We start from the raw sequence: 13,026 nt of genomic DNA, 5'->3' as shown, positions 1-13,026 counted from the left end.
ATCGTCTATTAAAATAGTTAAAAAACCAAATCAATCGATTTGGTAGGAATCTTAGCGTCTAGTTTCGTTGAATAGCGCCAAGGTAAAAATCAATAAATACACTCAGAGGCTGACTGCTTTTTTCCAATCGCGCTCTGTGCACAGCGCCTTCCCAGCCCATCCAAAATACCTGTGCCAGCCTGTCTATTTGGCTGTTTTCTGCCATTAACTGCTGCTTTTTCGCTTCTTGTAAACAAATCGCCACACGAAATTGCCAGCTTGCGTAAGTATCTTGCAGTGCCTGTTGAAAAGCTTCCGACAATAGGCTGGATTCTTGCTCTAAATTGCCAACCAAACAGCCACGTTTAAAATCATGACGCGCCATGCCATCTTGTGCATCCAAGGCAAAACGTTGTAACCGCTCCAACGGCGAAAACGCGTCGTCTAATAAAAAACCATCAAGTTTGGCTTCAAAGTAGCGTCGATAGCGAGCCAAAACGGCCAAACCAAAGGCTTCTTTACTGGAAAAATAGTAATAAAAAGAGCCTTTAGGCACGCCAACGGACTTTAGAATAGGGTCTATGCCACTTTGTGAAAAACCACTTTCTGTCAACATCGACATACCAGCGCGCAACAAAGATTCGCGGGTATCCATCCCTTCTGTTGCGGACTTTTTCGGCCGACCGCGGCGCGGCTTGTTGATCACTTCCATCAAACTGGTTTCCTGCAATGGCTTTATCATCAGAGTTATCATATTGATTTTTTAATATAGACCAGTCGACTACATAAATCAAACCCGTGGGTCGCACTGCCAAAAAGTTACACACAGTGTATAAATCAAAGCGCTTTATTCTAATTTTACGCTACCACAAAGTACCATTTTCCTTACTCTCTTCGAATTATGCACATTCCTTGATCTCAGTTAACAAGACGAATGTCACTTTTTTTATTTTTTTTCGTTGTGGATTAAATTTCTTAAAAAAAGCCCATAAAATCGACTTAATCAACAAAAAACTGTTAATAAACATTATGTTATACAGTTCGGATAGCTAAAAGTGCCTTGTTGATAAGTTTGGTGATAGGTCAATAAGAAGTTTTGCACAGTTTTTAATAAGTCGGGGGCGAAAAATCTCGAGTGTATAAGTTAAGGTTTTATGCACAAGAAAGGGTTATCCACATAACAGGAAAGGAAGGGGTCGATTAACAAGATGTTATGTTCATAAGGCAATGATTTATATATAAAATAATTTGTTATCAACAGAATTTTGCTTGTTACATAAACATAACAAACATAAAAGATCTTATATACTTACTTAATATATTAATATTGATGACCGGGTAATGGAGTGGGTGACGCCTTTCTTTTTAGAATTTTGCCTATATACTAGGCGGCCTTATCGATAGCTGTTCGATTTTTATTCATTGTTTTCTATTTAATTAGTAATACCGAGGTTCCTGTGGATTTCCCAAGTCGCTTTGATGTGATCGTCGTTGGTGGCGGACATGCCGGTACAGAAGCAGCGCTTGCTGCAGCACGCATGGGGGTAAAAACCTTATTGCTTTCTCACAACATTGAGACATTAGGGCAGATGTCGTGTAACCCTGCGATTGGTGGCATAGGAAAATCTCACCTCGTCAAAGAAATTGACGCTTTGGATGGCGCAATGGGGTTGGCAACAGATCAAGCGGGTATTCAATTTCGTACTCTCAATTCCCGTAAAGGACCTGCTGTAAGAGCAACCCGAGCCCAGGCAGACCGTATTTTATACAAAGCATCGATTCGCCACATGTTAGAGAACCAAGAAAATCTTTGGTTGTTCCAACAATCTGTTGAAGACCTCATCGTTGAAGGCGGAGAGGCACGCGGTGTTGTGACACAAACAGGTATACGATTTCAAAGTAAGACCGTTGTGTTGACCGCCGGTACCTTTTTAGGTGGCATTATCCACGTCGGTTTAGAAAACCATGCTGGTGGCCGAGCAGGAGATCCACCATCTATTGGCTTAGCACAAAAGTTACGCGCCTTGCCTTTTCGGGTTGATCGATTAAAAACCGGTACACCACCGCGCATTGATGCTCGCAGTGTGGATTTTTCTCAGATGCAGGCTCAACCAGGTGATGATATTACTCCTATTATGTCTTACATGGGCAACCGTGCCATGCACCCTCGTCAGATAGAGTGTTTTATCACTCATACTAATGAACGCACACACGACATTATTCGCGCCGGTATGGATCGCTCACCTATGTATACTGGTGTCATTGAAGGGATTGGCCCACGTTATTGCCCTTCCATTGAAGATAAAATAGTGCGCTTTGCGGACAAAAATTCTCATCAGATCTTTATCGAGCCTGAGGGGTTAACCACTCATGAGTTGTATCCCAATGGTATTTCAACTTCTTTGCCATTTGATGTGCAAATAGACTTGGTTCGTTCGATGAAGGGCATGGAAAACGCTCATATTATCCGTCCAGGCTATGCCATAGAATACGACTACTTTAATCCGCAAGATTTAAAGTATTCACTTGAAACCAAACACATGCCGGGGTTGTTCTTTGCGGGCCAGATTAATGGCACAACCGGTTACGAAGAAGCGGGTGCACAAGGCTTGTTGGCAGGTACCAATGCGGCGTTGTTAGCACAAGAAAAAGACCCTTGGACACCACGTCGCGATGAAGCTTATTTAGGGGTGTTGGTTGACGACCTCATCACCATGGGCACCAAAGAACCTTATCGAATGTTTACGAGTCGTGCTGAATATCGTTTGATTCTGCGCGAAGACAACGCCGATATGCGTCTAACAGAAAAAGGTCGTGAATTAGGTTTGGTAAGCGATGCACGCTGGGCTGCTTTCTGTCAAAAACGCGACGCCATAGAACAAGAAACACAACGCTTAAAATCCAGTTGGATCGTACCAAATTCCCCTGAAGCGGGAGTGATCAACCCCAAATTAGAAACGCCTATTAGCCATGAATACAGCTTGTTGGATTTATTAAAACGTCCAAATATTGTCTATGCGGATGTGGCGAACTTAAAAAATGCGTTAGATGAACCGGTCGACGAGCAAGTCTCAGAACAAGTTCAGATCGCCGTAAAATACGCGGGCTATATTACTCGTCAGGCAGAAGACATTGAGCGATTACGCCGTCAAGAAAACACGCTTTTACCCGATGATTTGGACTATTCTAAAATGGAAGGTTTATCCAATGAGATCAAACAAAAGCTGACACAACAACGACCTGAAACCTTAGCGGCGGCATCGCGTATTCAAGGTGTGACCCCAGCGGCGGTATCCTTATTGCTTATTCATCTTAAAAAACGTGCCATTGCGCGCAAAAGTGCCTAAAATCATCAGCCGACAATCCCTTATTACATGGATCGACTGTGACACATTTTGACACCATTCAAAAAGGCGCCCAACAACTGGGCGCTGATGTATCTGATGACACCATTCAGACGCTTGTTCAATATCTAACGCTGCTTGAAAAGTGGAACAAAGCTTACAACCTCACGGCCATTCGTGACGTTGAGCAAATGATTTCCTTGCACCTACTGGACAGTTTGGCCACCTTGCCCTTTATCACTGGGCAAAACATCATCGATGTGGGGACTGGACCTGGCTTGCCTGGTATGGTGCTAGCGATTTGCTACCCAGAAAAACAATTCACTTTGCTTGACAGCAATGGTAAGAAAACGCGTTTTCTTACCCAGGTAAAAATGGATTTGGGCATGGATAATGTCACCATCGCCAACGAACGCGTTGAAAAACACGCTCATCAAGGTCAATACGATCATGTTATTTCGCGAGCATTTGCCTCGCTACAAGACATGATCACATGGACATTGCCCTTACCAAAAGACACGGGTAATTTTTTGGCCATGAAAGGCATGTATCCTCATGATGAAATAGCCGCCTTACCAAAAGAGGTAACGGTGATATCAGTAGAACCTCTCAATGTGCCCACTATTCAGGCTGAGCGTCATATGGTTGTGATGGCGCGTAAAGGATAAAACATGGCAAGAATCATCGCGGTGACCAATCAAAAAGGCGGCGTAGGAAAAACGACGACGTGCGTAAACTTAGCGGCGTCGTTGGCAGCGATGAAGCGCCGAGTACTATTGATCGACTTAGATCCCCAAGGCAACGCCACCACAGGCAGTGGTTTGAGCAAAGAAGATTTGGATACTAGTGTATACGATGTGTTGGTTGGCACCCATGGCGCCAAAGAGGTGATGAAGAAAGTGTCACCAGGCGATTATTGGGTTTTGCCTGCAAATGGGGATTTAACGGGTGCCGAAGTGGTGTTATTGGACCTACCGAGTAAAGAAACTCGCTTGCGCGCCGGCTTATACGAAGTCGATACTGAGTTTGATTATATTCTGCTCGATTGCCCACCGGCATTGAACATGTTGACCGTGAATGCCTTAGCCGCATCTCAAGGGGTTTTGATTCCGGTACAGTGTGAATACTATGCTTTAGAAGGCTTAACTGCTTTACTGCAAACCATAGAGAAAATAACACAAGCTTTGAATCCATCTCTGGTGGTAGAAGGGATCTTACGTACCATGTATGACCCAAGGCCTAGCTTAACTCACGATGTTTCCAGCCAGCTTCATAAGCATTTTGGCAACAAGGTATACGATACTGTTATACCGCGTAATATTCGCCTTGCTGAATCCCCAAGCTATGGAATACCTGTTTTGCATTATGAAAAGAAATCCCGTGGTGCCCTTGCTTACCTCGCGCTTGCGGGGGAATTTATTAGAAAATCAGGCGCTTGATCTCAATCGTATAAAGTACAGCGTAAACAAGGTCTGATACATCCTACTAAGGTTACAAATATGACGATGAAAAAAAGAGGTCTAGGTCGGGGATTGGATGCTTTATTAGCGCCCCAAGCAACAAAAGCCGATGCACCTAGTGATGGCAACAGTGATGAAATCAAAGGTTTAACCTATTTGCCTATTGAGTGGCTATCCAAAGGTAAGTTTCAACCTCGTCGTGATATGAACCCCACACAGCTTGAAGAGTTGGCGGTTTCTATTCGTAATCAAGGCATAATGCAGCCAATTGTGGTGCGACTCATCGCGCCGAACAAATATGAAATTATTGCTGGGGAACGTCGTTGGCGCGCCGCTAAACTAGCGGAACTTAGCCAGGTGCCGGTCATTATTCGACACGTGGAAGATGCCGATGCTGTGGTGTTGGCTCTTATTGAAAATATTCAGCGTGAAGATTTAAATCCTATTGAAGAAGCGATCGCCCTGCAGCGCTTAGTCGATGACTTCCAATTAACGCAACAGCAAGTGGCTGATACCATAGGAAAGTCTCGTTCGACCATTGCCAACTTATTGCGTTTATTGGGATTAACACCAGAGGTGCGTCGTCTTTTAGAGCACGGTGACATAGAGATGGGTCATGCGAGAGCCTTGCTGCCCTTGGAGCATGATCAGCAAATACAAGCGGCCTCCCAAGTGGTAACAAAATCCTTATCGGTTCGCGAAACAGAGCGATTGGTAAAAAATATCCAATCAGATCAAGACAATAAAAAAGAAGCAAAAGCAGCCTTGCCTGATTTAAGTGCAGACGCTGAGCGCATTAGCCAAAAAATCAATGCAACGGTAAAAATACAACCTTCCGCCAAAGGGAAAGGCAAGGTGGTGATTGAATATCGTAACGCAGAGCACCTAGAGCGCTTGATTAGTGAACTGGTTAGTCGTTAGTAAAGCGAATTTTGAGGCCAAAATAACGCTTCTAAATAGTGAGTATAAGAATCGGTTTAAGTTGAACACCGCCGCCATTCCCCCTATAATGCCTCGAATTTCGTAAATCATCACATTGGTTGCACTTTTATAGGGCGAACAGAGAGTTTGAAATGGAAGTGAAAAAGCCACTAAGCGCGAGTGCGATTGTAAGCGCTAAGAAAAAGGCGATCTTTCGTTTCTTGTTATTACAAATACTCTTAGTTTTATTGATATCTTTGGGAATTTTTTACGTGAGTGGCGGTCTGTATGGGTACTCTTTTATCCTAGGCGCCTTTAGTAGTTTGTTACCCAGTGTCTACATGGCCTGGAGAGTGTTTGCTTACAAAGGCGTCCGACCAGCAAAAGAGGTCGTGCGTTCTTTTTATCGCGGTGAAGCAGGCAAGTTAGTGTTAACGGCAATAGTATTGTCGTTGGTTTTTATTTTGGTGAAACCTATTTCTGCTGAATATTTCTTTGCAGGTTTTGGGGTCGCTATTCTGAGTCACTGGCTCAGTCCTATTTTGTTGAGACAATAGTCAGCAAAAAGGAAAATCGTTTTAATAATTGAAAGGGCGTGGATGTAATTATGGCAAGTGAAAATCCAAGTGCTTCCGAATACATAAAGCACCACCTTCAGAATTTGACCTTTGGTCAGCATCCTGATGGTAGCTGGGGTATTGCGGAAACATCACAACAAGCATCTGATATGGGCTTTTGGGCAATTCATTTAGACACAATGGGTTTTTCTATTGGTTTAGGTATTTTGTTTTTATGGTTGTTCCGTATCGCGGCGAAAAAAGCCTCTACTGATACACCAACAGGCTTACAAAATTTTGTAGAGTTGATGGTTGAGTTCGTTGATAACTCTGTTAAAGAGAGTTTTCATGGTAAGAGCAAAGTCATTGCTCCCTTAGCGTTAACCATTTTTGTGTGGATTTTCTTGATGAACTTGATGGATTTGATTCCTGTCGACTTTGTGCCAAGAATTGCTCACGACGTATTCGGGCTCGATTACTTTAAAATCGTCCCAACAACAGACATCAACGCGACTCTTGGTCTATCTTTGTCTGTGTTCTTCCTCATTATATTTTACAGCATTAGCATCAAAGGAATCGGTGGCTTCGCGAAAGAGCTGACACTGCAACCTTTTAACACTCCAATCATGATCCCATTTAACTTCGTGTTAGAAATGGTTGGTCTGTTGGCTAAGCCTGTCTCATTGGCGTTACGTTTATTCGGTAACCTATACGCTGGTGAGTTGATCTTCATCTTGATTGCCGTGTTACCTTGGTTCGCTCAATGGGCGTTATCTGTACCTTGGGCAATATTCCATATCTTAGTCATAACTTTGCAAGCATTTATCTTTATGATGCTGACCATTGTTTACCTAAGCATGGCGAGCGAAGAGCATTAATGATTTTGTAATCCCCTGTGTTTTTAAACCTTGTAAATCTAAAACTGTGAAAATTAGGAGTTAAAATGGAACTAGTAGTAAGTATGACGGCAATCGCAGTAGCAATGCTAATTGGCTTTGCTGCATTGGGTACAGCCATCGGTTTTGCTATCTTGGGTGGTAAATTCTTGGAAGCGAGTGCTCGCCAACCTGAACTTGCCCCTATGCTACAAACGAAAATGTTTATCGTAGCGGGTCTTTTGGATGCTGTATCTATGATCGGCGTTGGTATCGCATTGTTCTTTACATTCGCGAACCCTTTCATTGCTCAGGTTGCTGGCTAAGTTTTCAGACTACTTTGAAAACTTTTTTAAACGACTTAGAGCGAGGATATTAGCGTGAATTTAAATCTCACACTTCTAGGCCAAGCTATCTCGTTTGCGATTTTTGTCTGGTTCTGCATGAAATTTGTGTGGCCACCAGTGATTGCTGCGCTCGAAGAGCGTAGCAAGAAAATCGCAGACGGTTTGGAAGCAGCGAACCGTGCTTCACGTGACCTTGAGTTGGCGCAAGAACAAGCCTCTCAAATTCTACGTGAAAGCAAAGAGAACGCGGCCGAGATAATTGAACAAGCCAACAAACGTGCGAGCCAAATGGTCGACGAGGCAAAAGAGCAGGTAATTGCCGACGGCAAGCGTCTGCGCGAAGTAGCTCAAGCAGAGATCGAACAAGACGTAATGCGTGCTAAAGAAGCATTGCGTGCTCAAGTTTCCGTTCTTGCATTTGCTGGTGCCGAGAAGATTTTGGGAGCCACCATTGACGAGAAAGCACATAGCGAGATCGTTGAACAGCTCGCCAAAGAGCTTTAAGCGAGGGTCTAATGGCTGAATTAAAAACAGTCGCGCGACCGTACGCAAAAGCGGTTTTTGAAGTTGCGAGAGAGCAAGGTCATATTTCACAATGGGCTGATATGTTAAACACATTAGCCGTTGTGACCATGGAACCTAAGCTTAAAAAAGCACTTGGAAATCCAGCTTTTAGTGCGGAAGAGAAGGCAAGCGCTCTAGCGGACGTTTGTGCAGAAGTAACCACAGAACAAGGGAAAGCTTTTTTATTGACCCTAGCGGTGAATAATCGTTTAACGCTGATCCCAGCTATTTCTGAGTTATTTTCACAGTTCAAACTGAATTTCGAAAAAGCGGTAAACGTGAAGTTTACGTCTGCCTTCGAATTAACAGCAGAACAAGCACAAGCACTGGCCGCTTCATTGAGTAAAAAGTTAGACCGTACCGTCAACTTAACCAGTGAAACAGACGCAAGCCTAATCGGTGGCGTGGTTATTCGTACAGGTGACTTAATCATCGACGGTTCAGTTCGCGGTAAACTAGCGAAACTGTCCGAGGCGATAAACTCCTAGTGTTTCGTTAAATCGAAACCGGGTTGAGGAATTTAGCATGCAGCAACTGAATCCATCTGAGATCAGCGAGATTATTAAGAAGCGCATCGAGAATCTTGATGTGTCTTCTGACGCCCAAAATGAGGGCACAATTGTCAGTGTGGCAGACGGTATCGTTCTGATCCACGGCTTGGCAGATGTTATGTACGGGGAAATGATTGAATTCCCTGGTGGTGTTTACGGTATGGCCTTGAACCTAGAGCGTGACTCTGTTGGTGCGGTTGTATTGGGTCAATACCAAGACCTTGTAGAAGGTCAAAAAGTGAAATGTACAGGTCGCATTCTGGAAGTTCCAGTAGGTCCTGAATTGCTAGGTCGTGTTGTTGACGCATTGGGTAACCCAATCGACGGCAAGGGCGCAATCGATGCAAAACTAACAGACAAAGTTGAAAAAGTAGCGCCTGGCGTTATTGCTCGTCAGTCTGTTGATCAACCAATCCAAACAGGTTACAAGGCAATTGATGCCATGGTACCAGTAGGTCGTGGTCAGCGTGAGTTGATTATCGGTGACCGTCAGGTTGGTAAAACAGCACTTGCGATCGATACTATCATCGCTCAAAAATACAGCGGCATTAAGTGTGTCTATGTAGCGATTGGTCAGAAGCAATCTACTATTGCCAACGTAGTACGTAAGCTTGAAGAAGCTGGCGCAATGGAGTACACCACGGTTGTTTCAGCCGGTGCATCCGATCCAGCGTCTATGCTTTTCCTAGCGCCATACACTGGTTGTACTATGGGTGAATATTTCCGTGACCGCGGTGAAGATGCGTTGATCGTATACGATGACTTGACGAAACAAGCTTGGGCTTACCGTCAAATCTCGTTGCTTCTTCGTCGTCCACCAGGTCGTGAAGCCTACCCAGGTGACGTTTTCTACCTTCACTCTCGTCTTCTTGAGCGTGCTTCTCGTGTAAACGAAGAATACGTAGAGAAATTCACCAATGGTGAAGTGAAAGGTAAAACCGGTTCTTTGACCGCATTGCCAATCATCGAAACACAAGGTGGTGACGTATCGGCTTTCGTACCGACAAACGTTATCTCCATCACCGATGGTCAGATCTTCCTAGAAACGAGCTTGTTTAATGCCGGTATTCGTCCAGCGATGAACGCAGGTATTTCTGTATCTCGTGTAGGTGGTGCAGCGCAAACTAAGATCGTTAAGAAGCTTGGCGGTGGTATTCGTCTTGCCTTGGCTCAGTACCGTGAATTGGCGGCCTTCGCTCAGTTCGCATCTGACCTAGACGAAGCAACTCGTAAGCAGCTTGAGCACGGTAAACAAGTGACAGAACTGATGAAACAGAAACAGTTCTCTCCTATGCCTGTAGCAGATATGGGTGTAGTTCTTTACGCTGCTAATGATGGCTACCTTGAAGATGTTGAAACAAGCAAAATTGGCAGTTTTGAAACAGCATTGTTAGGCTTCATGAACAGCGAACACGCTGACGTGATGGCTGACATCAACAAAACTGGTAATTTTAACGGCGAGATTGAAGCGACATTGAAAGCGGCAATCGAGAAGTTTAAAGCGACGCAAACTTGGTAATGACTTTGGTGACAAGCCGTTAATCAGCTTGTCACCATCTTCTTGCAGTTTGTGAAATAACATTCTCACAAGGGCAGTTCTATTATGGCAGTCGGAAAAGAGATACGTACTCAGATTTCGAGCATTAACAATACGCGTAAAATTACCCGTGCTATGGAAAAAGTAGCGGCGAGTAAAACGCGTAAAGCTCAGGATCGTATGGCCGCTTCTCGTCCGTATGCGGAACGAATTCGCCAAGTAGTTGGTCACTTGGCCAACGCGAATCCTGAGTATAAACACCGTTACCTTACCGAACGTAAGGCGAATCGTGTTGGTTATATCGTAGTCTCTTCTGATCGTGGTTTGTGTGGCGGTTTGAACATTAACGTGTTCAAAAAAGCCATCAAAGACATGAAGCAGTTTGCTGATAACAACGTTGAAATCGACGTTTGTGCTATCGGCAGCAAAGCGGTTTCATTCTTTCGTAACTACGGCGGAAATGTCACAGCAGCCTTCACCGGTCTAGGTGATGCACCCAAAGCGGACGACCTAGTCGGTAGCGTAAAGGTGATGCTGGACGCGTTTGATGAAGGTCGCATTGATCGTCTTTACGTGGTGTCTAATGAGTTCGTGAATACCATGACTCAAGTCCCTAAAGTCGAGCAACTTTTGCCATTAAAAGCGGAAGAGAATACAGAGTTACAGCACCACTGGGATTACATCTACGAACCAGAGCCCGTTGAAATTTTAAACGAATTATTGGTTCGCTACATTGAATCTCAAGTATATCAGTCAGTCGTTGAGAACATTGCGTGTGAACAAGCATCTCGAATGCTTGCGATGAAAAACGCAACCGACAACGCGGGCGATATCATTGATGAATTGCAGTTGGTGTACAACAAGGCTCGTCAAGCAGCGATCACTCAGGAAATTTCTGAGATAGTCAGCGGCGCGGCAGCGGTTTAAGGTATTTAGGTATTTAAGAGGATCCGAACATGAGTAGCGGACAAATCGTACAGATTATCGGTGCGGTTATCGACGTGGAATTCCCACGTGATAGCGTGCCAAAAGTATATGATGCCCTGACTATCGAGGGTAAAGAGTTGGTGTTGGAAGTTCAACAGCAACTAGGTGATGGTGTTGTTCGTACTATCGCCATGGGTTCTACAGACGGTATGAAGCGTGGTTTGGCTGTTGATAACACCAACAAACCTGTTTCTGTCCCTGTTGGTTTGAAAACACTAGGCCGTATTATGGACGTTCTAGGTAACCCAATTGACGAAAAAGGCCCTATCGGCGAAGAAGAACGTTGGTCTATCCACCGTTCTGCACCTTCTTACTCTGAGCAGTCTTCTAGCAACGAATTGCTAGAAACAGGCATTAAGGTTATCGACCTTGTTTGTCCTTTCGCTAAGGGTGGTAAAGTAGGCTTGTTCGGTGGTGCGGGTGTTGGTAAAACCGTAAACATGATGGAGCTTATCCGTAACATCGCGATCGAGCACAGCGGTTACTCTGTATTCGCCGGTGTTGGTGAGCGTACTCGTGAGGGTAACGACTTCTACCATGAGATGACTGACTCGAACGTAATCGACAAAGTATCTCTTGTTTACGGCCAGATGAACGAGCCACCAGGTAACCGTCTACGTGTTGCTTTGACTGGTTTGACCATGGCAGAGAAGTTCCGTGACGAAGGTCGTGACGTACTTTTCTTCGTAGATAACATCTACCGTTACACGCTTGCCGGTACAGAAGTATCTGCATTGCTAGGTCGTATGCCATCTGCGGTAGGTTACCAGCCTACACTTGCTGAAGAGATGGGTGTTCTTCAAGAACGTATCACCTCTACTAAGACAGGTTCTATCACGTCTGTTCAAGCGGTATACGTACCAGCGGATGACTTGACTGACCCGTCTCCAGCAACCACTTTCTCTCACTTGGATGCAACTGTTGTATTGTCTCGTGACATCGCTTCTTTGGGTATCTACCCAGCGATCGATCCGCTAGATTCTACTTCACGTCAGCTTGACCCTCTTGTTATCGGTCAAGAGCATTACGACGTAGCACGTGGCGTACAAATGGTATTGCAACGTTATAAAGAATTGAAAGACATCATTGCAATCTTGGGTATGGACGAGTTATCTGAAGAAGATAAGCAAACGGTTAACCGTTCTCGTAAAATCCAACGTTTCTTGTCTCAGCCTTTCTTCGTAGCAGAAGTCTTTACAGGTGCACCTGGTAAGTATGTTTCTTTGAAAGATACTATCCGCGGCTTTAAAGGCATTTTGGATGGCGAGTTTGACGAGCTTCCAGAACAGGCGTTTTACATGATTGGTAGTATCGACGAAGCGGTCGAGAAAGCTAAGAAACTTTAACCATCACACGATGTAAAAGCATCCTAGATGCTTTTACTGAGTATGACTAAGAGAGGCAACTTATGGCTATCACAGTACTCTGCGATATCGTAAGCGCTGAGCAAGAGATTTTTTCCGGTAAGGTTCAATATCTTGTGGCGTCAGGCTCCTACGGCGATCTAGGTATTATGCCTGGCCACGCACAGTTGTTGACGACTCTGGAACCTGGTCCTGTTCGTGTGGTTAAAGAAAATGGTGATGAAGAGTTTATCTTCGTGTCTGGTGGCTTCTTAGAAGTTCAACCACACCGTGTCACTGTCTTGGCTAACTCAGCCACTCGTGCAAGAGATCTGGACGAAGAGGCAGCACTAAAAGCTCAAGAGCATGCGAAAGAGCTTTTTGCGAATCAACAACCTGATGTCGATTACTCTCGTGCGACAGTGGAATTGGCAGAAGCCATGGCCCGCCTACGTACGATTCAGCAGTTTCGCCAGCAAAAATAAGCGTTATTGTTGAATTAGAGAAATCAAAAAAGCAGCCTAAGGGCTGCTTTTTTAATGGTCTATATTTTATGTTCTA

At 44.5% G+C, this 13,026-nt stretch carries 14 protein-coding genes; 13 read left to right on the top strand and 1 reads right to left on the bottom strand.

What is annotated here, in order from left to right:
• Positions 1-58 precede the first annotated feature (58 nt).
• Positions 59-721: an acrylate utilization transcriptional regulator AcuR gene (gene acuR / locus J9B83_RS04080; RefSeq protein ID WP_211535460.1), complete on the bottom strand. Its 663-nt coding sequence runs from the start codon at positions 719-721 to the stop codon at positions 59-61.
• Positions 722-1,436: 715 nt separating this feature from the next.
• Between acuR and mnmG the strand changes: the two genes are divergently transcribed.
• The 13 genes from mnmG to J9B83_RS04015 all read left to right on the top strand — a co-directional run bounded on the left by mnmG (position 1,437) and on the right by J9B83_RS04015 (position 12,950).
• Entirely contained in the window at positions 1,437-3,326 is a 1,890-nt protein-coding gene (gene mnmG / locus J9B83_RS04075; RefSeq protein WP_211535459.1) for a tRNA uridine-5-carboxymethylaminomethyl(34) synthesis enzyme MnmG, read from the top strand.
• 38 nt (positions 3,327-3,364) lie between these two features.
• The gene (rsmG, locus tag J9B83_RS04070) at positions 3,365-3,991 is read left to right on the top strand and encodes a 16S rRNA (guanine(527)-N(7))-methyltransferase RsmG (protein WP_211535458.1); all 627 of its coding nucleotides are present in this window, start codon (positions 3,365-3,367) and stop codon (positions 3,989-3,991) included.
• Positions 3,992-3,994: 3 nt separating this feature from the next.
• On the top strand, positions 3,995-4,762 hold the full coding sequence (locus J9B83_RS04065; RefSeq protein ID WP_211535457.1) for a ParA family protein: 768 nt from the start codon (positions 3,995-3,997) through the stop codon (positions 4,760-4,762).
• Positions 4,763-4,822: 60 nt separating this feature from the next.
• Complete coding sequence (locus tag J9B83_RS04060; RefSeq protein ID WP_211535456.1) at positions 4,823-5,704, top strand: ParB/RepB/Spo0J family partition protein; 882 nt, start codon at positions 4,823-4,825, stop codon at positions 5,702-5,704.
• A 152-nt stretch (positions 5,705-5,856) separates the two neighbouring features.
• The gene (locus tag J9B83_RS04055) at positions 5,857-6,261 is read left to right on the top strand and encodes an ATP synthase subunit I (RefSeq protein ID WP_211535455.1); all 405 of its coding nucleotides are present in this window, start codon (positions 5,857-5,859) and stop codon (positions 6,259-6,261) included.
• Between the two features lie 50 nt (positions 6,262-6,311).
• Complete coding sequence (gene atpB / locus J9B83_RS04050) at positions 6,312-7,139, top strand: F0F1 ATP synthase subunit A (RefSeq protein WP_211535454.1); 828 nt, start codon at positions 6,312-6,314, stop codon at positions 7,137-7,139.
• A gap of 65 nt (positions 7,140-7,204) precedes the next feature.
• On the top strand, positions 7,205-7,462 hold the full coding sequence (gene atpE / locus J9B83_RS04045) for a F0F1 ATP synthase subunit C (RefSeq protein ID WP_036157682.1): 258 nt from the start codon (positions 7,205-7,207) through the stop codon (positions 7,460-7,462).
• Positions 7,463-7,516: 54 nt separating this feature from the next.
• Entirely contained in the window at positions 7,517-7,987 is a 471-nt protein-coding gene (locus J9B83_RS04040; protein ID WP_211535453.1) for a F0F1 ATP synthase subunit B, read from the top strand.
• A gap of 11 nt (positions 7,988-7,998) precedes the next feature.
• Positions 7,999-8,535, top strand: coding sequence for a F0F1 ATP synthase subunit delta (locus J9B83_RS04035; protein WP_211535452.1), 537 nt, complete (start codon positions 7,999-8,001; stop codon positions 8,533-8,535).
• A gap of 37 nt (positions 8,536-8,572) precedes the next feature.
• Positions 8,573-10,117, top strand: a complete 1,545-nt coding sequence (atpA, locus tag J9B83_RS04030) for a F0F1 ATP synthase subunit alpha (RefSeq protein WP_211535451.1) — start codon at positions 8,573-8,575, stop codon at positions 10,115-10,117.
• A gap of 84 nt (positions 10,118-10,201) precedes the next feature.
• Positions 10,202-11,062 (top strand): F0F1 ATP synthase subunit gamma, encoded by an 861-nt coding sequence (atpG, locus tag J9B83_RS04025; RefSeq protein WP_211535450.1) that lies wholly within the window; start codon positions 10,202-10,204, stop codon positions 11,060-11,062.
• A 29-nt stretch (positions 11,063-11,091) separates the two neighbouring features.
• Positions 11,092-12,468: a F0F1 ATP synthase subunit beta gene (gene atpD / locus J9B83_RS04020; RefSeq protein ID WP_211535449.1), complete on the top strand. Its 1,377-nt coding sequence runs from the start codon at positions 11,092-11,094 to the stop codon at positions 12,466-12,468.
• Positions 12,469-12,530: 62 nt separating this feature from the next.
• Positions 12,531-12,950: a F0F1 ATP synthase subunit epsilon gene (locus tag J9B83_RS04015; protein WP_211535448.1), complete on the top strand. Its 420-nt coding sequence runs from the start codon at positions 12,531-12,533 to the stop codon at positions 12,948-12,950.
• Positions 12,951-13,026 lie beyond the last annotated feature (76 nt).

The sequence above is a fragment of the Marinomonas vulgaris genome (genome assembly GCF_018145875.1).
In the GTDB taxonomy this organism is placed as follows: domain Bacteria; phylum Pseudomonadota; class Gammaproteobacteria; order Pseudomonadales; family Marinomonadaceae; genus Marinomonas; species Marinomonas vulgaris.
Note: the sequence above shows the minus strand (reverse complement) of the source record. Positions and strands in the feature narration are given on the sequence as shown.